We start from the raw sequence: 20,191 nt of genomic DNA, 5'->3' as shown, positions 1-20,191 counted from the left end.
TCCCGCGCACCCGTAGAATCATGTGATCCCGCACGAGCCCCCACGAACGCGGGACAGAGCCCGGAGGAAGAATTGGCCGTCGAAGAGACCGAGTTCACGCAGGTATTCCGTGGATATGACAAAGACGAAGTCGACAAGTCCATCAACGGACTTCGCCGTGACGTCATCACCGCGAACAACCAGCTGACCGAGCAGGCGAAAGAGAACAAGCGGCTGCTCGCCCGCATCGAAGAGCTGAGCGCAGAGCTCGAAGAGGTCGGCAGCCCGACCTTCTCGGGTCTCGGCACCAAGCTCGAGAACACGCTCCGCGTCGCAGAGGAGCAGTCCACCCGCCTGATCGCCCAGGCCGACATCGACGCCGAGAAGCTGCGTCGCGCGGCCGATGACGAGGTGCACCTCCTCCGTTCCGACGCGAACGAGCTCGCCGAGCGCACGCTCGCCGAGGCCCGCGCCCAGGCGGCCCGCCTGCTCGAGAACGCCCGCGCCGAGGCCGACGACATGGTCTCCCGCGCGCACGAGTCCAGCGAGCAGCTCCGCAACGACGCCGCTCGGGATGCCGCAGCCATCCGCGGCGCAGTGGCCACCGAGGCTGCCGACCTGCGTTCCAGCGGCAAGCGCGACGCAGCCGCAGCCGTGGCCGCAGCCGAGCGCAAGGCCTCCGAGATCCTCGTCTCGGCCAACGACGAGGCCTCCGAGGCCCGTGCCACGGCCGCCGGACTGACGCAGGAGACCGAGCAGACCCGCGCCGAGGTGGCGATCGAGCTCGACCGCGCCCGCGCGGAGCTCGCGAAGGAGACCGAGCAGGCCCGCATCGACCTCGCCTCCGAGACCGAGCAGGCGCGCCTCGACCTCGACCGCGACAGCGCCGACGCGCGTGCCGCGCTCGAGGCCGAGATCACCGAGCGCCGCGCCGCGCTCGTGCACGAACTCGAGCAGGCCCGCACCGACCTCGACCGCGAGCTCGACGCGAGCCGCGCCGAGGTCGCGCAGCAGCGCAAGCAGGCGACCGTCGATATCGAGCGCGAGGCCGAGATCGCACGCGTGAAGCTCCAGAGCGAGCTCGACCGCCTCCGCGCGAAGCACGCCGCCGACCTCGAGCAGATGCGGGCCGACCTCACCCTCGAGCAGGAGCAGGCACGCGCCGACTTCGACGCCGAGTCCGAGCAGTCCCGCATCGACCTCGACAACCAGCTGACGTCGATGCGCAAGAAGACCACGCACGAGGTGAACCGCATGCGTCGTGAGATCGAGAAGGCGCACCTCGACCTCGAGGCGGAGCTCGCCACGAAGCGCGACGAGGCCGAGCAGGAGCTGCTCGCCAGCCACCAGGAGGCCACCGCGCAGACGCAGAAGTTCCTCGAGGACGCCAACGCCGAGCTCGCCGAGGCGACCGCCCGCACCGCCGAGAGCCGCGCCGAGGCCGACCGTCTCGAGACCGACGTGCGCGGTGACATCGCGAAGCTGCGCGACAAGGCCGACGACGAGGCGCGCGAGCGCATCGCCGACGCCCACACGCAGGCACGCAAGCTCATCGCCGACGCCGAGGAGCGCACGCGCGCGCTCGTGGCAGATGCCGAGGACCGCCTGTCGCAGATCAAGATCGAGCGCGACGCGGTCGCGGGCTACTTCGAGAGCCTGCGCGGCGTGCTCACGCAGGCCGAGCAGGTCGCTGCGGCGAGCCGCGGCTAGCCCGGTCGGCGAGGCTCGATGAAGATCCAGAACGCGTTCCGAATCGGCCTCGTCGGCACGCTCGGCGTCGGCGTCGGCATCCTGATCCTCTCGGCGATCGCGAGCCTGTCGACCGTGCTGACCTACGTCGGCGCCGCACTCTTCCTGGCCCTCGGCCTCGAGCCCGCCATCAGCTGGCTCGAGCGCCGGGGGCTTCCGCGTTGGGCGTCGATCCTCATCGTCATGACGGGCGTCGGGCTCCTGGTCGCCGCCCTCGTGCTGGCGGTCGTGCCGATCGTCGCAGATCAGGTCGGCCAGCTCGTCGAGGAGATCCCGGCGATCGCGACGCGCGTGCAGTCGACCGATTGGGTCGAAGAGCTCTCCAAGCAGTTCCCCCAGGTGCCGATCGTCGACATCACCCGCCAGGTCACCGAGGCCATCACCGACTTCTTCACGAATCCCGAGAAGTTGAGCGAGCTGGCGGGCGGCGTGCTCCAGGTCGCGTTCGCGCTCGGCGCCGGCATCTTCGCCGTCGTGATCGTCTTCATCCTGACCCTGTACTTCTCGGCTTCGCTGAGCGCGATGAAGCGCACGGCGTACCAGCTCGTACCCGCATCGCGTCGGGCCCGCTTCGCCGACCTCACCGAGCAGATCACGCAGTCGGTGGGCCGCTACGTGCTCGGGCAAGCGGGGCTCGCCGCATGCAACGGCGTACTGAGCTTCATCTTCCTCTCGATCATCCAGGCGCCGTTCCCCGCCGTGCTCGCGTTCCTGGCGTTCGTCTTCTCACTCGTACCCCTGGTGGGCACGTTGACGGCCTCCATCGTGATCGTGCTCGTCTGCCTCATTCCGGGCCTGGGTTCGCCGCTGACCGCGCTCGTCGCGGCGATCTACTACCTGGTCTACATGCAGGTGGAGGCATACGTGCTCAGCCCCCGCATCATGAACCGCGCGGTGCGGGTGCCCGGCGCGCTCGTAGTGATCGCGGCGCTGGCCGGCGGAACCCTGCTCGGCCTGCTCGGCGCCCTCGTGGCGATCCCCGTCGCCGCGTCGTTCCTGCTCATCATCAAGCAGGTCGTGATCCCGCGCCAGAACGAGCTCTGAGGGCGCGAGCGAACGTCTGACAGGGCGTGCTCACGCCCCGCGGGCGCAGGCTCAGGCGTGCCCCTGGGATGCCGGAGGCCACGTCGTCGGCAGCGGCAGCGCCGACGGGTTCACCGCGGCCACGATCTCGTCGAGCACGCGCCGGGTCTGGGTCTCCCCCACCCAGAGGTGGCGTCCGCCCTCGACGTCGACGCGGGCGATGCGCGGGGTCACCGCGAAGCGCTCCGCCGCGGCATCCGGTCGCAGGTAGTCGTCGAACTCGGGGATCACGGCGATGACCGGCACGCTGACGTCGTTCCAACGGCGCAGCTCTTCGACCGAGGTGCGGTGCAGCGGCGGGGAGAGCAGCACGGCGCCTGCGATGTCGTGCTCGAGTCCGTACTTGAGCGCGAGTTCGGTGCCGAACGACCACCCCACCAGCCACGGGTCCGGAAGCCCGCGCTGCGCGACGAAGGCCATGGCAGCCGCGACGTCTTCTCGTTCAGCGACCCCCTCGCCGAACGAGCCGTCGCTCGTGCCGCGCGGCGAGGTCGTGCCGCGGGTGTTGAACCGGAGTACCGCGAGATCAGCGAGGGCCGGAAGACGGGCGGCCGCCTTGCGGATGATGTGCGAGTCCATGAACCCGCCCGCGGTCGGCAGCGGATGCAGCGTGACGAGCGTCGCGACGGGTGCAACGCCGACCGGGGTCGCGAGTTCGCCGACGAGGGTGAGGCCGTCTGCGGTGTGCAGTCGCACCTCTTCACGGATCGCGGGCAGTTCGACCGATGCGCGGATCTCGAACGGCGTCGATTCGGGAGTGCTCATCTGGTTCCGATCCTCCAACAGTGCTGGTGCCAGTGCCTGCGGCTCGCGAGGTCCGCCGCGTCGCCGAGCACGCCATCGGCGCGCCAGATGACGAGGTGGGCTACCCCGGGTTCCACGTCGAGCCCGCAGCCCGGGCACACATAGCGTTTCACCGCCTGAACCTCGGAGACGGGCTGCACGTTCCATTCACGGCCGTTGCGAGACTCGGTGCGCCGCCAACCGGCGCTCAACCGGTCGACGTCCAGTTCGGGGTGCGGTTCGCGAGCCTTGGCGGCGCGACCATGGGAACGGTTCGAGCGCGGCATGTCTCAAGTGTGGCACGGATGCCGCATGCGCTCGCCCGCCTCCGACGAACGTCGGGCCGCGCCCTGGACGGGTCCGCGTCAGTACCAGCCGATGGTCTCGGAGTGCGCCCACGCGCCGCAGGGCGTGCCGTACCGGCCCTGGACGTACCCGAGACCCCACTCGACCTGCGTCGCCGCGTTGGTCTCCCAGTCGGCGCCGGCGGACGCCATCTTCGATCCGGGAAGCGCCTGCGGAATGCCGTACGCACCGCTCGAGGCGTTGTACGCGTTGACACGCCAGCCGGATTCCTTGCTCCAGAGCGCCACGAGGCAGTCGAACTCTGTCGTCGCCCACCCTCGCGCGGCGACGGCGGTCGCCGCGTAGGCCTGCGCCGAACCGGGGTCCGGTGTGACCGCGGGCGGCGCCCACCCGCTCTCCTCGCTCGTGGCGGCGGGTTCGACGTATGCGGGCTTGGCCTCGGCCACGTAGCCCTCGCGGGATGCGTTGATCGTGTAGTCGCCGTCGACCTCGAGCGCCTGGATCTCGGCACCGCCGAAACGATCACCGCTCACGCGATCCGGGGTCGCAGTGGCGCCGGCGTTCGGGTCGACCAGGTTGATGCCGACGAAGCTCAACGCCGCACAGAAGGCGAACACGACCGTCACGCCCTGCTTGAGCGCGCTGCGCGTGCTCGAGTGCGTTCGAAGAGGTGCGGCAGGCGTCACGCTCTGCTCGGATCCGGTATGCCTGCCCACGATGGGTCGAGTGTATCGGAGGTCTCGGCGCTCACGCGAACGCCGACCCCGCGCGGGCCCGCTCAGCGGACGGCCTGCATCACGTCGACGACGGCGTCGAGCACGAGGTCGACCTGCGACTCGCGGTACCCCCCGCGCTGCGTCGAGAACACGATGCTTCGGACGTCGTCGATGGAGATCGGCCATCCGTCGCGGAAGTACCGGGTGAGCTTGTCGGCGAACTTGTCGACGTCGCGCACGCGATACCCCAACGCGAGCGGGCTCACCCGGTCGAAACGGTGCCCCTCGTCGCGTGCGAGGCGATTGGCGACCACCTGCGCCGTGGTGCGCGCCTCGGCGAGCCAGACCTCGTCGCCGTGCAGGCGCGCTGCGACCTGACGCTCCTCGGTCGCGAACGCGTCTTCGAGTCGCTCCATCGCCGCATCGACTGCAGCGGTGACGTAGCCGCCCTTCTGCATGGAGAACGCGGTGAGGCGGATGCGCTCCGAGTTCAGCGGAGGATCGGACGCACGAGGACTGCCGTCGTACGCGCGGCGTGCGACCTGCAGGAACTCGTCGACCTGCTCGGTGTCGTAGCCGCGCTGAGGTTTGCGGGTGCGGGGGAAGGTGGAGTCCACCGACCCATTATCACCGAGCTTCACCCGAAGACGCGGAACGCCACGAACGCGACCGCAGCCGAAGGCAGGATCGAGTCGAGGCGATCGAGGAACCCGCCGTGGCCCGGGAGCCAGGAGCTCATGTCCTTGATGCCCAGGTCGCGCTTGACGAGCGACTCGGCCAAGTCGCCGAGCGTCGCGGTCAGGAAGATCGCGACACCGAAGATCAGGCCGAACCACCACGTGTTGCCGAGCATGAAGAGCGACAGCAGGACGCCTGCGATCACACTCGCCGCCGCACCGCCGGCAAAGCCCTCCCACGTCTTCTTCGGACTGATGACCGGGGCCATCGGATGCCTGCCGAACGCGAGGCCCGACGCATACGCGCCCGTGTCGGCGGAGATCGCGACGATGACGAACGCGAGTGTCCACCACTGCCCGCCGTCGGCCGCGGTGAGCACGACGGCGAACGTCGCGAGGAACGTCACGTACCCCTGTACGAAGGCGCTCGCACCGAGGTCTCGGAGCAGGGCACGTGCCGAGGTGCGACGGGTGGACGAGAACTGCTCGAGCAGTCTCCACAGCGACACCAGCAGGATGCCGCCGAGCACCGCGAGCAGTTGGCCGCCCGCGCCGCCGAAGTAGGCGAACGGCACCACGGCAACCGCAACGGCCACCGTCGGGATGCGGGGCACGTCGAAATCGCCCTTGCGAAGGGCCTGGGCGAGCTCGTAGCTCGCGAAGGCGACGATCACCACCGCGAAGACCAGGAAGAGTTCCTTGATCACGAGCAGGCTCAGCAGCAGCGCGCCGCCGAAGACGAGTCCGATCGCGATCGCGAGGATCAGATTGCGGCCCGTCCGGGCGTTGATCTTCTCCTGAGCCTGATCGAACTGCGCCTTCGACGCCTCGAACTGACGCTCGATGTCCACGCGCTTCGCGTGCACCTGCGACCGGAACTCGTCGCGAGCGCTGCGTTCATGCCCACCGGCATCCGCATCGTCGTGTTCAGGGACGCCCGACATGGTCTTCCCTCAGACCTCGAGGAGTTCGGCTTCCTTGCGCTTGAGCGCGTCATCGATGGCGTCGACGTTCGACTTCGTGACCTGCTCGAGCTCCTTCTCGCCGCGCGCGACCTCGTCGTCTCCGACCTCGCCCTTCAGCGCGTCGAGATCGTCCTTCGCCTTGCGACGGATGTTCCGGACCGACACGCGCGCGTCTTCGGCCTTCGCCTTGACGATCTTCACGAACTCCCGACGGCGCTCCTCGGTCAGCTCGGGAAGCGTCACGCGAACGAGGTTGCCGTCGTTCGTGGGGTTCGCGCCGAGGTTCGGGGTGTCGCGGATCGCCTGCTCGATGTCGCGGATGGCGCTCTTGTCGTACGGCGTCACCACGAGGGTGCGCGCCTCGGGGTTCGCCAGCGACGCGAGCTGTGCGAGCGGCGTCGGGGTGCCGTAGTAGCTCACCATGATCTTCTGGAAGAGCTGGGGGTTGGCACGGCCGGTGCGAACGGAGGCGAAGTCGTCTTTCGCGACCTCGACCGCCTTCTGCATGCGTGCGTTGGCATCGGACAGTACATCCGCGATCACGGGGGCTCCTTCGTTCGGTGCTCGGTACAGTCTATCGAGTCGCCGACGACTCGCTGTTGCTGACGATGGTGCCGAGATCGGCGCCGAGGATCGCCGCGGTGACATTGCCGCCGGGCTCCATGCCGAACACCTGCATCGGCATGCCGTTGTCCATGCACAGGCTGAACGCCGTCGAGTCGACCACCTTGAGCCCCCGCTGGAGGGCCTCCTGGTAGGTGATGCGATCGATCTTGTGCGCATCGGGGTTCGTGCGGGGGTCGTCGGAGTAGACGCCGTCGACGCCGTTCTTGGCGACGAGCACGACCTCGGCGTCGATCTCGAGCGCGCGCTGCGCAGCGACCGTGTCGGTCGAGAAGTAGGGCAGGCCCGCGCCGGCGCCGAAGATGACGACGCGGCCCTTCTCGAGGTGACGCTCCGCGCGGCGCGGGATGTACGGCTCGGCGACCTGCGTCATCGAGATCGCCGACTGCACGCGGGTCTCCGCGCCTGCCTGCTCGAGGAAGTCCTGCAGTGCGAGCGAGTTCATGACGGTCCCGAGCATGCCCATGTAATCGGCTCGTCCGCGGTCCATGCCGCGCTGCGAGAGCTCGGCGCCGCGGAAGAAGTTGCCACCGCCGACGACGATCGCGATCTCGACCGTGCGGGCCGCGTCCGCGATCTCGCGTGCGAGCGCACTCACCACGTCGGGGTTCACGCCGAGGGATCCACCTCCGAACGCCTCGCCCGAAAGCTTCAGCATGACCCTGCGTCTACGTTCCGTCATCCCCGACCGTTCCTTCCCCTTGGGAGTAAAGCTAGTGGTTCCCGGGTCCCGGCGCAGTGCCGGAACGCGGTCTTTCCGAGACCGTTGGGCCGTCGGAGTTCCGGAGTGGTCCGGACACAGCAAAGGAGCCCGGATCGCGAGGCGATCCGGACTCCTTCACATCGACTTAGGCGCCGACCTTGAAGCGAGCGAAGTCGCTCACCGTGATACCGGCGTCCTGGAGGACCTTGGACACGCTGAGCTTGTTGTCCTTCGCGTAGTCCTGCTCGAGCAGGGCGACCTGCTTGAAGAACGCGCTGACGCGACCCTCGACGATCTTCGGCAGGGCAGCCTCGGGCTTGCCCTCCTCGCGGGTGATCTGCTCGACGAGCGCGCGCTCCTTCTCGACTGCCTCGGCCGGGACATCCTCACGGGTGAGGTACTCGGGCGCGGCGAACGAGATGTGCTGTGCGATCGACCGGGCGGTCTCTGCGTCTGCGCCGGTGTACCCGACGACCACGCCGACCTGCGGGGGCAGGTCCTTCGAGGTCTTGTGCAGGTAGATCGAGAACTGGTCGCCCTTGACGAGGCGGACACGCCGGAGCTCGACCTTCTCGCCCAGGATCGCGGCGTCGGCGTCGATGACGTCGGCGACGGTCTTGCCCTCGGCGGGCGCGGCCAGACCGGCCTCGACCGAGTCGGCGTGCGACGCGGCCACGGCGGCGAGCACGCGGTCGGCGAGTCCGACGAACTTGTCGCCCTTGGCGACGAAGTCCGTCTCGCACGCGAGCTCGATCAGCGTGGCGGTGCCGTCACCGTTGTCGACGGCGGCGACGAGGCCCTCGCTCGTGGAGCGGTCGGCACGCTTCGCGTTGCCCTTCGCACCCTTGAGGCGGAGGATCTCAGTGGCCTTCTCGAGGTCGCCGTCGGCCTCCTCGAGCGCCTTCTTCGTGTCGACCATGCCCGTGCCGAGCTGCTCGCGCAGGGCCTTGATGTCGGCGATGCTGATTGCCATTTCCGGCATTCTCCTTTGAGTTGAAGTGGAGCGGCTGAATTACTCGGCAGCGGCCTCGGGCGCGGCCTCTGCGACGACCTCAGCGGCCTCGACCTTGGCCTCGGCCTCCGTCTCGGCGACCTTCTCGGTCTCGGCCGAAGCCTGCTCGGGAGTGGTCTCCGAACCGGCCTGGAGGAGCTCCTGCTCCCACTCGGCGAGCGGCTCGACGGCCGAGACGTTGCCGGCCTCTTCGGGCTTCTGGTGGCGCTCGATGAGGCCCTCGGCTGCGGCATCCGCGATGATGCGGGTCAGCAGCGCGACGGAACGGATCGCGTCGTCGTTGCCCGGGATCGGGTACTGGACCTCGTCGGGGTCGCAGTTGGTGTCGAGGATGCCGATGACGGGGATGCCGAGCTTCTTGGCCTCGTCGATCGCGAGGTGCTCCTTCTTGGTGTCGACCACCCAGAGCGCCGAAGGCGTCTTCGACAGGTTGCGGATGCCGCCGAGCGACTTGTGCAGCTTGTCGAGCTCGCGCTTCTTGATGAGGAGCTCCTTCTTGGTGAAGCCGCTCGTGGTGCCCTCGAAGTCGAGCTCCTCGAGCTCCTTCATGCGCGCGAGGCGCTTGGAGACCGTCTGGAAGTTGGTGAGGAGCCCGCCGAGCCAACGCTGGTTGACGTAGGGCTGGCCGACGCGGGTCGCCTGCTCGGCGATGGACTCCTGAGCCTGCTTCTTCGTGCCGACGAAGAGGATGGTGCCGCCGTGGGCGACGGTCTCGCGGACGAAGTCGTACGCCTTGTCGATGAAGGCGAGCGACTGCTGCAGGTCGATGATGTAGATGCCGGAACGCTCGGTGAAGATGAACCGCTTCATCTTCGGGTTCCAACGGCGGGTCTGGTGCCCGAAGTGCACGCCGCTGTCGAGCAGCTGGCGGATGGTGACGACGGCCATGAGCCGTACTCCTTTGTTCTCAGTTGACGCCCCGACCGGCGGTCGGAGCCCTGGTGCCCGGCACGGCTCCGCCGCCTCCGGTTCGTGAGAACTGAAGTCGGACCGAGTGGAGTCGTCTGCCGAAATGGCACGCGTAGTCACCCCGACGCGCGGGGTGCTCTCGGAAGTCTAGCACCGGCACCGGTCCTCCCCAACACGGCGCGGGCGGGCCGCTCCCCCCGTGTGCGGCGGAACCCACCACGGCGCGGACGCGCCCGGGGACCATGAGGGCATGAAGTCGGCGCATCGTCTCCACAGCCATCGACGGATGGGTCGCGCGCTCCCCGCCGCGACGCTCCTGACCTTGCTCCTCGGCGCGACGGTGTTCGCCGACGCTCCCGCGAGCGCGACCCCACCCCGCCGCGACGCACTCGCGATCCTCGCCGACTGGAGCTGGCCCACGAGCGCGCCCATCGTCGTCGAGAATCCGTTCCGTGCACCCGAGACGCCCTACGCCGCCGGCCATCGCGGGGTCGATCTCCGAGCGGCGACCGGTGAGCCCGTCACCGCCGTCGCCCGGGGCGTGGTGTCGTTCTCCGGGATGGTGGCGGGGCGCCCCGTCGTCTCGATCGACCACGGCGGCGGCCTCGTGAGCTCCGTGGAGCCGGTCGTCGGGAACGTCGTCGAGGGCGAGGAGGTGCTCGAGGGCGATCCGCTCGGCAGCGTCGCGAGCGGCGGGCACTGCGACGCGAGATGCGTGCACCTCGGCGTACGGCTGCACGGCGAATACGTCTCACCGATGCTGTACCTGGGCGGGGTGCCGTGGGCGGTGCTGCTCCCGGATTGATCCGCACCGTTTCACGCGCGGGCCTTCGCCGGCTCCGTCAGGCGCGCGGATGCGCGGTGCGATAGCTCTGCTTGAGGCGCTCGGCCGACACATGGGTGTAGATCTGCGTGGTGCCGAGGCTCGCGTGTCCGAGGAACTCCTGGACCGCGCGAAGGTCTGCGCCGCCGTCGAGCAGGTGGGTCGCCGCGGTGTGCCGAAGCGCGTGCGGACCGCTCGGGCCGGTGCCCGGGATCTCGGCCAACATGGCTGCGACGAGCCGGTGCACGCTACGGACCCCCATGCGGCCGCCGCGGGCTCCGAGGAATACCGCCGAACCTGGACGCGGCGGACCTGTCCCCGATGCGTTCGCCGACGCGGCGGCTGCCGCCGAGATCAGCGGACGCGCGTGCTCGAGATACCGATCGATCGCCCGAGCCGCGGGTGCCCCGTACGGAACGACCCGCTCCTTCGAACCCTTGCCCATGACGCGCACGGTTCGTCGTTCGCGATCGACGTCACCGAGCTCGAGACCGACGAGTTCGGAGACGCGCAGCGCAGAGGCGTACAGCAGTTCCACGATGGCGACATCGCGTTCCGCGATCGGCTCGGATTGCGCGGCCGGCACCTCGAGGCGTCGGATCGCGTCTTCGAGCGCGGACTGCGAGACCACGCGCGGCAGGGTCCGCGCCGGTCGGGGCGCCCTGAGGCGGGCCCCCGCGTCGTGCTCCGCCAAGCCTCGTCGCGCGAGCCAGGCGGTGAATCCGCGAGCGGATGCGGCGTGCCTGGCGATGGTGGCGCGTGCCGCCCCGCGCTCGGTGGCAGCCCACAGCCAGTCCCGGAGCAGCGCGAGGTCGAGGTCGCGGACGTCGACGAGGCCTCGGGACTCGGAGAAGGCGATGAGGTCGCCGAGGTCCGCGGCGTACGCGGCGACGGTGTGCTCGGAGTACGCGCGCTCGGTCTTCACGTACGCCGAGTACTCGTCGAGGGCGGCGTCGAGACTCGTCACGTCGCCAGCCTGCCCGCTCTCGGCTCCCGCCGCGCCGCCGACGCGCCCGCTGCCGGAATCAGGCCGGTCGCTTCCGGGAGAAGCGCTCGACGCGGTCGGCCGGACTGAGGGACTCGATCTCGTCGAGGAAATCCGCCTCGAAGCCCGCAACCCGTGCATGGCGGCCGATCGGCACGACCGAGGTGACGACGTGCCCCTCGAAGAGGTGGACGAGGTTGAACGAGCGCCCGCCGTCGACGCCCACGAGCGCGCGGGCGGGCGCCGACACGTCCATGGTGTAGGCGGTGGCGCCGGCCACGGACACCGGGATGCCCGCGAACGAGCCGTTCGTCGGGTAGTGGAGGTGTCCGCCGAGGATGAGCCGGACGTCGCGGCCTCGGATGACGTCGGCGAACTCGTGCTGCCTGCGGAGTTCGAGCACGTCCATCAGCGCGATCGGCGTGGGAATCGGCGCGTGGTGCAGCGCGACCACGGTGCCCTGCGGCGCCGGATCGGAGAGCTGCGCGTCGAGCCACTCGAGCGTCTCGGGCTCGAGCGCACCGTGATGATAGCCCGGCACACTCGAGTCCAACGCGATGAGTCGCACTCCGCCGACCTCGGTGACGTGGTTCACCGGCGCATCCGCGGCGGGGTCCTGGTCGAGGAGCCCCACCCGGAACGCGTCGCGTTCGTCGTGATTGCCCATGACCCACACGAGGCTCGCATCTGCGGCAGCCGCTAGCGGTTCGAGCACGGCACGGACTCGTCGGTAGGCGTCGGGTTCGCCGATGTCCGCCACGTCGCCGGTCACGACGATGGCATCGAGTGCGGACCCGAGATGCTCGAGGTGCGCTGCCGCCTGCGCGAGCGCACCGACCGTGTCGACACGACCGCCGAGCGGCGCCCCGCCGTCGAGGAAGTGCGTGTCGCTGAGGTGGGCGATGACGTGCGTCGCCGCCGGGTACGTGCCGAGCTGTACTGCCATGCTGACCTCCGCCGAAAGCCTACGACCTGCCCACGACGACGACTCGTCGGCACGGCCGTCGCACGGACATCGCACGATCACCGAGCCGACCGTCGAGCTGTCGCCGCCGCCCGGCTTTCACGCGCTCACCCCGCACGTCGCCGCCGCACCCACCCGGCGGCCCGCTGGCGGACGACGTCGTCGAGCTCGAGCACGCCGAGCACGGCCATGACCTCGCGTGCGCCCAGGCCGCTGCGCCGGGCGAGGTCATCGATGTCGCGAGGCGCCCGCATGCTGAGTGCGTCGAGCACTCGGACGGCCGTGGGCGAGGCCTCCGACCCGGTGCCCGCGGGCACGACGGGCATGCCCTCGGCGACGCCCTCCTCACCGGAGGCGGCCGTACTCTCGGCCCGTGCGATGCCACCCATGAGCTCGACGACCTGGTCGGCGTTCACGACGCACACCGCATCGAACTCGCGAAGCAGCCGGTGGCATCCGGCCGATGCCGGACTCGTGACCGGACCGGGGAGGGCCCCCAGCGGACGGCCGAGGGCGGCTGCATGCGCCGCCGTGTTGAGCGACCCCGACCGCGCACCCGCTTCGAGCACGACCGTCGCTGCGCTCGCGGCGGCGATCAGCCTGTTGCGCTGGAGGAATCGCCACTTCGTCGGCGAGGCGCCGCACGGCAGCTCGGACACCACGGCACCGGTCTCGGCGATGCGCTGCAGCAGGCCGTCGTGCCCGACCGGGTAGAACCGATCGACGCCGCCCGCGAGGAAGGCGACCGTGGCACCTTCGCTGGCCAGCGCGGCGCGGTGCGCCATGCCGTCGATGCCGTACGCGCCGCCGGACACGATCGTGAGTCCGCGATCGACGAGCCCCGCCGAGAGCTCCATGGTCATGTGCTCGCCGTATCCGGTCGCTGCGCGTGCACCGACCAATGCGACGGCAGGCGCGTCGGGCCGGAGGTGCCGCACGTCGCCTCGAACCCAGAGCCCGAGCGGGGCGTGCACGCCGAGGTCGTCGACGCCGACGGGCCACGACGCGTCGCCGGGTACGAGGAAGGCGGCACCGACCCGTTCGGACTGCGCGAGCCCGCGCACGAAGGAGGCATGGTCGATGCGTGGGGTCCATCTTGCGAGCGCGGTTTCGACCTCCTTCGCCGTGAACGACTCGCCCCCGTCTGCGGCCTCGCCCGTGATCCGGTGGACGGATGCCGCCTCGAGCAGGAGGTCGGCCGTTCGGGTCGCGCCGAGCGCGGCGATCAGGCGCCCGAGTGCTCCATCGCCGGGTTCGGCGAGCGTGCCGAGCACCGCTCGCGCGAACGCCTCGACCCCGGCGGGCGAGTGCAGGTCGGCTGAGGATCCTGACGATCCCGATGAGTCGGACGATTGCGGCGATTCCACGACCTGCGACGATGCGCTCGACGGCCTGACCAGCGCGAATTCGCGCTGCAGGTGAAGCGCCGCGCGTGCGACGACGCTCATCGCGCGATGCCCTGGCGGTAGAAGAGCGCCTGGCCGATGTGGGATGCGTCCGGCCTCGGCGCGCCTTCGAGATCCGCAAGCGTCCATGCGGTCTTCAGCACGCGGTCGTACCCGCGCATCGTGATGCCGCCCCGTTCGAGCGATCGGTCGAGCGCGGTGGTCGCGCGACCGCCCGGGTGCAGGCCGCCTGCGCCCCGGAGCCACGGTCCGGGCATCTGCGCGTTCGTTCGCCACGGCGTGCCGCGAAGCCGTTCCGCGGCGGTCGCCCGCGCCTCGCCGACCTTGGCCCTCGCCTGGGCGCTGCTCATGCCGGGCCGTTCTCGTGTGGCGCGCAGGCCGGCGGCCGTCAGGCGCGGCACCTTGAGCTGCAGGTCGATGCGGTCGAGCAGGGGCCCCGAGATGCGCGCGAGGTAGCGTCGACGCGCGTTCGGCGGGCAGGTGCACTCGGCCGTGCCGTCGAGGCCGCACGGACACGGATTCGCGGCGATGATCAGCTGGAAGCGGGCGGGGAAGCTCGCGACCGCGTTCGCCCGGTGAATGCTGATCGTGCCGGACTCGAGCGGTTGACGGAGCACGTCGAGCACGGCGGACGGGAACTCCGGCGCCTCGTCGAGGAACAGCACGCCGTGGCTCGCGCGGGCCGCGGCCCCCGGCCTGATGAGCCTGCTGCCGCCGCCGACCATCGCCGCCGCGGTCGCCGTGTGGTGGGGCGCCTCGAACGGCGGCCGGAACGACAGGCCCGAGCCGACCGGGTGGCCCGAGAGCGAACGCAGGCACGAGACCTCGAGCGCGGCATCGGCATCGAGATCGGGCAGGATGCCGGGCAGACGCGACGCCAGCATCGTCTTGCCTGCTCCGGGCGGACCGATGAGGGACAGGTGGTGGCCTCCGGCGGCCGCGGTGAGCAGCGCCTCGACGGCATCGGTGTTGCCTGCGACGTCGGCGAGGTCGCCGGCTGCCTCGGCCGTGCCCGCCGGGTCGGCTCGCACCACGGGCACTGCGAGGGCGTCGCGTGCCTCGAACCGGCCGCCGTGGTGGATCGCCGCGTCGAGCAACGACACGACTCCGACGATGTCGATCTCGGGTACGAGGGAGGCCTCGTCGGCGTTCGACTGCGGCACCATGACGGTTCGATGGCCGGCGCGCGCCGCAGCGAGCACGGCGGGGAGGATGCCGTCGATCGGGCGCAGGCGGCCGTCGAGGCCCAGCTCGCCGAGGTGCACGACGCGTGCGACGGACTCGACCGACACCTCGCCCGCGGCGGCGAGGCATGCGACGGCGATCGCCAGGTCGAATCCGGACCCGTGCTTGGGCAGCGCGGCCGGTGAGAGGTTGACCGTGAGCTTGCGCTGCGGCAGCGGGCACCCCGCGTTGACGGCCGCGGCGCGCACGCGCTCGCGGGCCTCGCCGAGCGCCGCGTCGGGCAGCCCGATGATCGAGAAGCCCGGGAGCTGGGCCGACAGGTCGGCCTCGACCTCGACGATCGATCCGGTGAGCCCGAGCAGGGCGACGGCGTGGGTTCTGGCGACGACCATCAGCCGATGCCCTCGAGGTGCTCGATGATCGCGGGCGCGTCGGCCGGGGCGAGCACCGCGACCGCATCGATGCGGATGCGTGCGACCCCCGCCTCCGTCGCCTCGCACCATGCGATCGCCAGCCGGCGCAGTCGGGCGAGCTTCGGGGGCGTGATCGCGGCGAACGGGTGGCCGTAGTCGTGCGAGGTCCGCGTCTTCACCTCGACGAAGACCGTCGCTTCGCCGTCGCGCGCGACGAGGTCGATCTCGCCGTGCACGCACCGCCAGTTGCGGTCGATCACGCGGAGTCCGCGTGATTCCAGGTGATCGGCTGCGAGTTGTTCGCCGCGCCGACCGAGTTCTGCATTGTGGGCCATCAGCACCACCTCCGCCATCAGCGTGGCGGCGATGCCGGCGGCATCCGCTCGGAGGACGCGGCGCGAGCAAGGCCCGTGGCATCAGCCCCGTTGTGGAGGACGACTGGGCGAGCGATTCGCTCGGCGCTCGGCGTTGCGGCTACTCGTCGAGCGCGAGCTCTTTCGGCAGCTCGAACTCGCGCGTGGCGAGCTCTTCGACGTTGACGTCCTTGAAGGTGAGCACGCGCACCGACTTGACGAACCGGTCGGCACGGTAGACGTCCCAGACCCAGACGTCCTTCATCGTGAGCTCGAAATAGAAGTCGTGCTCGGTGTCGCGGCGCACGAGCTCGACCTCGTTCGCGAGGTAGAAGCGCCGCTCGGTCTCGACGACGAACTTGAACTGCGAAACGATGTCGCGGTATTCGCGGTACAGGGCCAGCTCGACCTCGCGGTCGTAGTCTTCGAACTCGTCTTCATCCATCGGGATTCATCCTACGCCGAGGTCGAACAGTGCGGGCGCCTCGACGGGGCGCTCGTGCAGCCAGGTGCGCCGGTGGATCGCGCTCGGGCCGTGCTCGGCGATCGCGTCGAAGTGCGCGCGGCTCGAGTAGCCCTTGTTCTCGTTCCACGCGTACAGCGGCAGGCCGTCGTGCGCGGTGTGCATGAGGCGGTCGCGATGCACCTTCGCGAGCACGGATGCCGCGGCCACCGAAGCGCAGTCGCGGTCGGCCTTGATGCGGGTGCCCACGCGGGCGCGGTGGTCGATCGCGCGGCTCAGCCAGTCGTGGTTGCCGTCGAGGATGAGCGGCGCGCCATCGAGTTCGGACGCCGTGCCGGCGGCGGTCTCGGCCGCGTGGAGTGCCGCGAACGCGCGAGAGCCGGCGAGCCCGAGGCACGCCATGATGCCGAACTCGTCGATCTCGGCGGCGGATGCCTCGCCGACCGCCCAGCCGCGCACCCACGCGGCCGCGCGCGGGGCCATGAGCTCGCGCTTGGGCTCGCTCAGGAGCTTCGAGTCGCGCAGGCCGGTCGGCATGCGCCGGACGGTCGGATCGATGACGACCAGCCCGACGGCGACGGGCCCGGCGAGCGCGCCCCGACCCACCTCGTCGCACGCGAGCACGACGGGGGCTCCGGACTCGAAATGCTCGCGTTCGACCTTGAGGTTGGGGATGGCGACCGGAGGCACGTCAGTCGCCGCCCTGCACCACGTCGTCCGGCTCGGCCGCGTCGCCGTTCTCGGCGGCATCCTCGACGCCCGCGAAGGTCTCGGGATAGTTGCCGAGCCAGGCCCAGTGCGACACCGGCCAGCTCACGACGAATGCGCGCCCGACGACGTTCTCGACCGGCACGAAGCCCTTGAGCGGGGTGTCGCCGTTGTAGCGCGAGTCCTTCGAGTTGTAGCGGTTGTCGCCCATGACCCAGAGCGAGCCGTCGGGCACGACGACGTCGAAGTCGTCGCGAGAGACCTTCGTGTCACCCGCGGGCAGCACGACGTAGGGCTCGTCGAGGGGAACGCCGTTGACGCTCATCTGGCCGAGGGCGTTGCAGCAGGTCACGTGGTCGCCCGGCAGGCCGATGACGCGCTTGACGAGGTGGTCGTTCGAGTCGGGAGCCGAGAGGCCCACGAACGCGAGGAACCAGTCGACCGCGGCCGCGAGCGGCGGCGTCTCGGGTTCGACGCGGGCTGGCAGCCATCCGCCGGGATCCTTGAAGACCACGACGTCGCCGCGTTCGAGCGGCGTCACGCCCGGCACGAGCTGGTTCACGATGATCCGGTCGTCCTTGACGAGCGTCATCTCCATCGACTCCGACGGGATGAAGAACGATCGGATCAGGAAGGTCTTGATGAGGAACGAGACGAGCACGGCCACCACGAAGATGACCAGCAGGTCGCGGAGGAACAGCAGTGCCCCTCGCCTGCGACGGTTCGTCGATGCCCCCTCGTGATCGACGCGAGTGGTACTGATGTCTTCTGTCATTTAACCGCCTGAGCTCCTCACCCCAAGTGTAGGGGTGAGGAGCTCAGGTCGAAGGCCGTGGCCCGCGCGACGCGCGGGCGGCGACGCCGGATCAGGCGTCGCGCTTCTCCTTGATCTTCGCCTTCTTGCCGCGGAGCTTGCGCAGGTAGTAGAGCTTCGCGCGACGCACGTCACCGCGGGTGACGACCTCGATGTGGTCGATGACCGGGGAGTGCACCGGGAACTTGCGCTCGACGCCGACCTGGAAGCTGACCTTGCGGACCGTGAAGGTCTCGCGGACGCCTTCGCCCGAGCGGCCGATGACGACGCCCTGGAAGACCTGGATACGCGCGCGCGTACCTTCGATGATGTTCACGTGCACCTTGACGGTGTCGCCCGCGCGGAAGTCGGGGACGTCGGAGCGCAGGCTCGCGGCGTCGACGTGGTCGAGGATATGCATGATGGTTCGCTCTCTGCGCCCGCCACCGGTCGAACGCGGATCAATGAATGGAAGATTGCGGTGCCGCCCGCGCGATCACTCGCGCTGTGCATGCTCCCCGGAGGCAGAGTCCCGCGGCGGCACAATCCTCTATTGTGCCATGTTCGGGCCCTCCACGCCAAAGCGGGGGCCGCCGAAGCACCTCGGATGTCGCCAGCATGCGTCGGTGTGCGCCCGCACCGCGGGCACGCGACCGCGTCAGTCCGACTGCCGTCGCTCCTCGACGACGATGACCTCGCCGATGTCGTAGGGCTGCTGCACCGGAGGACGGCCGGCTCCGGGAACCGAACCGGCCTGCGCCGCGCGCTCGTACTCGGCCATCTGGGCCTGCATGTGCTGGGCCCCGTCGCGCACGAGCTGCACGATCGAATACCAGAACGCGACGAGCGCGAGGGCGATCGAGAGCACGGCGAACGATGCCATCGACGGCCCGGAGAAGCCGAAGCCGATGATCGCGGCGTGCCAGGCGCCGAGGATGCCCACGTCGATCCACGAGACGGCTCGCGTCTCGCGGACGGTCGGGCGCATCGAGACCAGCAGCGCGATGACGGCCAGAGCGACGAAGGTCACCGGTACGGTGATGACGAGACCCAGCGTGCCCCATCCGCCCCCGCCGAACACGGCCCATCCGACCACGAGCCAGACCGGCAGCACGATCGTCGCGGCCTGGATCCATCGGAAGAAGATGCGCCGGAAGAGCATGGTCACAGGATAACGCGGCGACCTGCGGCGGGCGCCGGGTGTTCACTCAGGGCGGAGCCGCCAGAATGGACGAGGAGAGGAACACCGTGATCGAACTGAGGACCCCCGCCGAGATCGACGAGATGCGCGCCGCAGGGCGCTTCGTCGCGAGCGTGATCGAGGCGACGTCGCAGGCGGCCGCCGTCGGCGTCAACCTGCTCGACCTCGACGCCCTCGCGCACGAGATGATCCGCAAGGCGGGCGCCGAGAGCTGCTACATCGACTACCACCCGTCGTTCGGGGCGAGCCCGTTCGGCAAGGTCATCTGCACCTCCGTGAACGACGCCGTGCTGCACGGGCTCCCCCACGACTACAAGCTCCGCGACGGCGACCTGCTGAGCCTCGACTTCGCCGCCTCGGTCGACGGCTGGGTCTCCGACTCCGCGATCTCGATCGTCGTCGGCACGCCGCGCGAGACCGACCTCCGCCTCATCGACACCACGCAGCGCGCACTCGACGCGGGCATCGCCGCGGCGCGCCCCGGCAACCGCATCGGCGACATCTCGCGCGCCATCGCCGACGTCGCGAAGGCGGGCGGCTACACGATCAACACCGACTTCGGCGGCCACGGGGTCGGGCGCACGATGCACGGCGACCCGCACATCCCGAACAACGGGCGCCCCGGTCGCGGCCTGCCGCTGAAGCCGGGCCTCGTCGTCGCCATCGAGCCCTGGTTCCTCGAGACCACCGACCGGATCTTCACCGATCCCGACGGCTGGACCCTCCGCAGCGCCGACGGCTCGCGCGGCGCGCACTCCGAGCACACGATCGCGATCACCGACGGCGACCCGATCGTGCTCACGAAGCGCGGCTGAGAACGCCCGAACGCCGCGTCGCGGCATCCGATCTCCGGATGCCGCGGCGCGGCGTCCTGCTGTTCGCGGGCGGCCCGGCGGCCGGTGCCGCCAGACCTCAGGCCGCCGCTCGGACCTCGACCTCGACCACGCCGTCGACGACCCGCGAGGCGAAGGTGCGCAGCGCGAGCGTCTCGTTCGTGTAGCACTCCCCCGTCACGAGGTCGTAGACCTCTTTATGCAGCGGCGACGCGATGGTGAGCCGATCGCCCCGGGAGCCGGTGATGCCGCGGGCCATCACGGGCGCGCCGGTATGCGGGTCGTGGTGGTCGACGGCGTAGACCTCGTCGTCGCCGAGGCGCACGAGCGCGACCTGGTCCGCGCCGAGGAGCGCCACCTCACCCCACCCGGGCTCGAGGTCCCCGATCTCGCAGACCCGGACCCAGCTCGCGCCCGTCGCGACCGCGGAGGTCCCGTCGGTGCTCGTGTCGCTCGTCGGTTCGATCGTGATCGTCATGTCGCGCTCCTGCCGTTCGGATGCCCCGAACGTACGGCGCAGGTGTTTCCGCGCGCGGCAGCGGGTGTTTCCTCGAGGTG

At 70.1% G+C, this 20,191-nt stretch carries 24 protein-coding genes; 4 read left to right on the top strand and 20 right to left on the bottom strand.

Translation table 11 applies throughout. The annotated features are described in order from the left end of the window. Positions 1–72: 72 nt before the first annotated feature. Positions 73–1,689 carry a coiled-coil domain-containing protein gene (locus tag BM342_RS09690; protein WP_092965199.1) on the top strand — a complete coding sequence of 539 codons (1,617 nt, stop codon included), beginning with the start codon at positions 73–75 and terminating at the stop codon, positions 1,687–1,689. A gap of 18 nt (positions 1,690–1,707) precedes the next feature. Next, complete coding sequence (locus BM342_RS09685; RefSeq protein ID WP_092965197.1) at positions 1,708–2,772, top strand: AI-2E family transporter; 1,065 nt, start codon at positions 1,708–1,710, stop codon at positions 2,770–2,772. 51 nt (positions 2,773–2,823) lie between these two features. Here the strand turns inward: BM342_RS09685 and BM342_RS09680 are convergent, their stop codons facing one another. The 9 genes from BM342_RS09680 to rpsB form a co-directional block, all read right to left on the bottom strand. Continuing rightward, positions 2,824–3,576: an alpha/beta hydrolase gene (locus BM342_RS09680; RefSeq protein WP_092965195.1), complete on the bottom strand. Its 753-nt coding sequence runs from the start codon at positions 3,574–3,576 to the stop codon at positions 2,824–2,826. Further along, positions 3,573–3,881 (bottom strand): hypothetical protein, encoded by a 309-nt coding sequence (locus tag BM342_RS09675; RefSeq protein ID WP_177232119.1) that lies wholly within the window; start codon positions 3,879–3,881, stop codon positions 3,573–3,575. Before BM342_RS09675 ends, BM342_RS09680 begins: the two co-directional genes overlap by 4 nt. A 78-nt stretch (positions 3,882–3,959) precedes the next feature. Further along, the gene (locus BM342_RS09670) at positions 3,960–4,616 is read right to left on the bottom strand and encodes an aggregation-promoting factor C-terminal-like domain-containing protein (protein ID WP_255368650.1); all 657 of its coding nucleotides are present in this window, start codon (positions 4,614–4,616) and stop codon (positions 3,960–3,962) included. Positions 4,617–4,678: 62 nt separating this feature from the next. Then, the gene (locus BM342_RS09665; protein WP_092965191.1) at positions 4,679–5,233 is read right to left on the bottom strand and encodes a DivIVA domain-containing protein; all 555 of its coding nucleotides are present in this window, start codon (positions 5,231–5,233) and stop codon (positions 4,679–4,681) included. A gap of 20 nt (positions 5,234–5,253) precedes the next feature. Then, positions 5,254–6,237: a phosphatidate cytidylyltransferase gene (locus BM342_RS09660; RefSeq protein WP_092965189.1), complete on the bottom strand. Its 984-nt coding sequence runs from the start codon at positions 6,235–6,237 to the stop codon at positions 5,254–5,256. Between the two features lie 9 nt (positions 6,238–6,246). After that, positions 6,247–6,801 (bottom strand): ribosome recycling factor, encoded by a 555-nt coding sequence (gene frr, locus BM342_RS09655; RefSeq protein WP_092965187.1) that lies wholly within the window; start codon positions 6,799–6,801, stop codon positions 6,247–6,249. Between the two features lie 31 nt (positions 6,802–6,832). Then, positions 6,833–7,564, bottom strand: a complete 732-nt coding sequence (gene pyrH, locus BM342_RS09650; RefSeq protein WP_092965185.1) for a UMP kinase — start codon at positions 7,562–7,564, stop codon at positions 6,833–6,835. A gap of 166 nt (positions 7,565–7,730) precedes the next feature. Further along, positions 7,731–8,558: a translation elongation factor Ts gene (gene tsf / locus BM342_RS09645; RefSeq protein ID WP_092965183.1), complete on the bottom strand. Its 828-nt coding sequence runs from the start codon at positions 8,556–8,558 to the stop codon at positions 7,731–7,733. A 39-nt stretch (positions 8,559–8,597) separates the two neighbouring features. Further along, the gene (gene rpsB, locus BM342_RS09640) at positions 8,598–9,485 is read right to left on the bottom strand and encodes a 30S ribosomal protein S2 (protein WP_092965181.1); all 888 of its coding nucleotides are present in this window, start codon (positions 9,483–9,485) and stop codon (positions 8,598–8,600) included. A 307-nt stretch (positions 9,486–9,792) separates the two neighbouring features. Here rpsB and BM342_RS09635 point away from each other — a divergent pair, with 307 nt between their 5' ends. Further along, positions 9,793–10,311 carry a murein hydrolase activator EnvC family protein gene (locus BM342_RS09635; RefSeq protein WP_092965179.1) on the top strand — a complete coding sequence of 173 codons (519 nt, stop codon included), beginning with the start codon at positions 9,793–9,795 and terminating at the stop codon, positions 10,309–10,311. A gap of 37 nt (positions 10,312–10,348) precedes the next feature. Here the strand turns inward: BM342_RS09635 and BM342_RS09630 are convergent, their stop codons facing one another. From BM342_RS09630 to BM342_RS09585, 10 genes are all read right to left on the bottom strand, one after another. Continuing rightward, the gene (locus tag BM342_RS09630) at positions 10,349–11,296 is read right to left on the bottom strand and encodes a tyrosine recombinase XerC (RefSeq protein WP_255368648.1); all 948 of its coding nucleotides are present in this window, start codon (positions 11,294–11,296) and stop codon (positions 10,349–10,351) included. Between the two features lie 58 nt (positions 11,297–11,354). Further along, the gene (locus BM342_RS09625; RefSeq protein WP_092965175.1) at positions 11,355–12,260 is read right to left on the bottom strand and encodes a phosphodiesterase; all 906 of its coding nucleotides are present in this window, start codon (positions 12,258–12,260) and stop codon (positions 11,355–11,357) included. Positions 12,261–12,385: 125 nt separating this feature from the next. Further along, positions 12,386–13,726 (bottom strand): DNA-processing protein DprA, encoded by a 1,341-nt coding sequence (gene dprA / locus BM342_RS09620; RefSeq protein WP_092965173.1) that lies wholly within the window; start codon positions 13,724–13,726, stop codon positions 12,386–12,388. After that, a complete protein-coding gene (locus BM342_RS09615) occupies positions 13,723–15,261 on the bottom strand; it encodes a YifB family Mg chelatase-like AAA ATPase (protein ID WP_092965171.1) in 1,539 nt (512 codons plus the stop codon). Before BM342_RS09615 ends, dprA begins: the two co-directional genes overlap by 4 nt. Next, positions 15,261–15,626 carry a YraN family protein gene (locus BM342_RS09610; RefSeq protein WP_369823153.1) on the bottom strand — a complete coding sequence of 122 codons (366 nt, stop codon included), beginning with the start codon at positions 15,624–15,626 and terminating at the stop codon, positions 15,261–15,263. The genes BM342_RS09615 and BM342_RS09610 overlap by 1 nt, the downstream gene beginning before the upstream one ends. A 130-nt stretch (positions 15,627–15,756) precedes the next feature. Then, positions 15,757–16,080 (bottom strand): DUF2469 family protein, encoded by a 324-nt coding sequence (locus tag BM342_RS09605; RefSeq protein WP_022887853.1) that lies wholly within the window; start codon positions 16,078–16,080, stop codon positions 15,757–15,759. A gap of 6 nt (positions 16,081–16,086) precedes the next feature. Then, on the bottom strand, positions 16,087–16,788 hold the full coding sequence (locus BM342_RS09600) for a ribonuclease HII (protein ID WP_255368646.1): 702 nt from the start codon (positions 16,786–16,788) through the stop codon (positions 16,087–16,089). Between the two features lies 1 nt (position 16,789). Further along, positions 16,790–17,581 (bottom strand): signal peptidase I, encoded by a 792-nt coding sequence (lepB, locus tag BM342_RS09595; protein ID WP_092965167.1) that lies wholly within the window; start codon positions 17,579–17,581, stop codon positions 16,790–16,792. 91 nt (positions 17,582–17,672) lie between these two features. Next, positions 17,673–18,020, bottom strand: coding sequence for a 50S ribosomal protein L19 (rplS, locus tag BM342_RS09590; protein ID WP_092965165.1), 348 nt, complete (start codon positions 18,018–18,020; stop codon positions 17,673–17,675). 237 nt (positions 18,021–18,257) lie between these two features. Further along, positions 18,258–18,761: a hypothetical protein gene (locus BM342_RS09585; RefSeq protein ID WP_143109807.1), complete on the bottom strand. Its 504-nt coding sequence runs from the start codon at positions 18,759–18,761 to the stop codon at positions 18,258–18,260. Positions 18,762–18,847: 86 nt separating this feature from the next. On the opposite strand from BM342_RS09585, the gene map reads away from it, so the two are divergent. Then, positions 18,848–19,615: a type I methionyl aminopeptidase gene (gene map / locus BM342_RS09580; RefSeq protein WP_092966763.1), complete on the top strand. Its 768-nt coding sequence runs from the start codon at positions 18,848–18,850 to the stop codon at positions 19,613–19,615. A 97-nt stretch (positions 19,616–19,712) separates the two neighbouring features. On the opposite strand, the gene nirD is transcribed toward map, so the two are convergent. Beyond that, complete coding sequence (gene nirD / locus BM342_RS09575; protein ID WP_092965161.1) at positions 19,713–20,111, bottom strand: nitrite reductase small subunit NirD; 399 nt, start codon at positions 20,109–20,111, stop codon at positions 19,713–19,715. Positions 20,112–20,191: the final 80 nt, after the last annotated feature.

The organism is Agromyces sp. CF514, assembly GCF_900113185.1.
In the GTDB taxonomy this organism is placed as follows: Bacteria; Actinomycetota; Actinomycetes; order Actinomycetales; family Microbacteriaceae; genus Agromyces.
This window is presented reverse-complemented; position numbering and strand designations above follow the sequence as displayed.

What these genes read in the sequence shown, in the direction of transcription:
- pyrH (WP_092965185.1), bottom strand. Translation starts at nt 7,564, where the DNA reads ATGACGGAACGTAGACGCAGGGTCATGCTGAAGCTTTCGGGCGAGGCG.
- rplS (WP_092965165.1), bottom strand. Translation starts at nt 18,020, where the DNA reads ATGCATATCCTCGACCACGTCGACGCCGCGAGCCTGCGCTCCGACGTC.
- BM342_RS09660 (WP_092965189.1), bottom strand. Translation starts at nt 6,237, where the DNA reads ATGTCGGGCGTCCCTGAACACGACGATGCGGATGCCGGTGGGCATGAA.
- BM342_RS09585 (WP_143109807.1), bottom strand. Translation starts at nt 18,761, where the DNA reads ATGCTCTTCCGGCGCATCTTCTTCCGATGGATCCAGGCCGCGACGATC.
- BM342_RS09625 (WP_092965175.1), bottom strand. Translation starts at nt 12,260, where the DNA reads ATGGCAGTACAGCTCGGCACGTACCCGGCGGCGACGCACGTCATCGCC.
- BM342_RS09675 (WP_177232119.1), bottom strand. Translation starts at nt 3,881, where the DNA reads ATGCCGCGCTCGAACCGTTCCCATGGTCGCGCCGCCAAGGCTCGCGAA.
- BM342_RS09685 (WP_092965197.1), top strand. Translation starts at nt 1,708, where the DNA reads ATGAAGATCCAGAACGCGTTCCGAATCGGCCTCGTCGGCACGCTCGGC.
- tsf (WP_092965183.1), bottom strand. Translation starts at nt 8,558, where the DNA reads ATGGCAATCAGCATCGCCGACATCAAGGCCCTGCGCGAGCAGCTCGGC.
- nirD (WP_092965161.1), bottom strand. Translation starts at nt 20,111, where the DNA reads ATGACGATCACGATCGAACCGACGAGCGACACGAGCACCGACGGGACC.
- rpsB (WP_092965181.1), bottom strand. Translation starts at nt 9,485, where the DNA reads ATGGCCGTCGTCACCATCCGCCAGCTGCTCGACAGCGGCGTGCACTTC.
- BM342_RS09615 (WP_092965171.1), bottom strand. Translation starts at nt 15,261, where the DNA reads ATGGTCGTCGCCAGAACCCACGCCGTCGCCCTGCTCGGGCTCACCGGA.
- dprA (WP_092965173.1), bottom strand. Translation starts at nt 13,726, where the DNA reads ATGAGCGTCGTCGCACGCGCGGCGCTTCACCTGCAGCGCGAATTCGCG.
- BM342_RS09680 (WP_092965195.1), bottom strand. Translation starts at nt 3,576, where the DNA reads ATGAGCACTCCCGAATCGACGCCGTTCGAGATCCGCGCATCGGTCGAA.
- BM342_RS09605 (WP_022887853.1), bottom strand. Translation starts at nt 16,080, where the DNA reads ATGGATGAAGACGAGTTCGAAGACTACGACCGCGAGGTCGAGCTGGCC.
- lepB (WP_092965167.1), bottom strand. Translation starts at nt 17,581, where the DNA reads ATGACAGAAGACATCAGTACCACTCGCGTCGATCACGAGGGGGCATCG.
- BM342_RS09635 (WP_092965179.1), top strand. Translation starts at nt 9,793, where the DNA reads ATGGGTCGCGCGCTCCCCGCCGCGACGCTCCTGACCTTGCTCCTCGGC.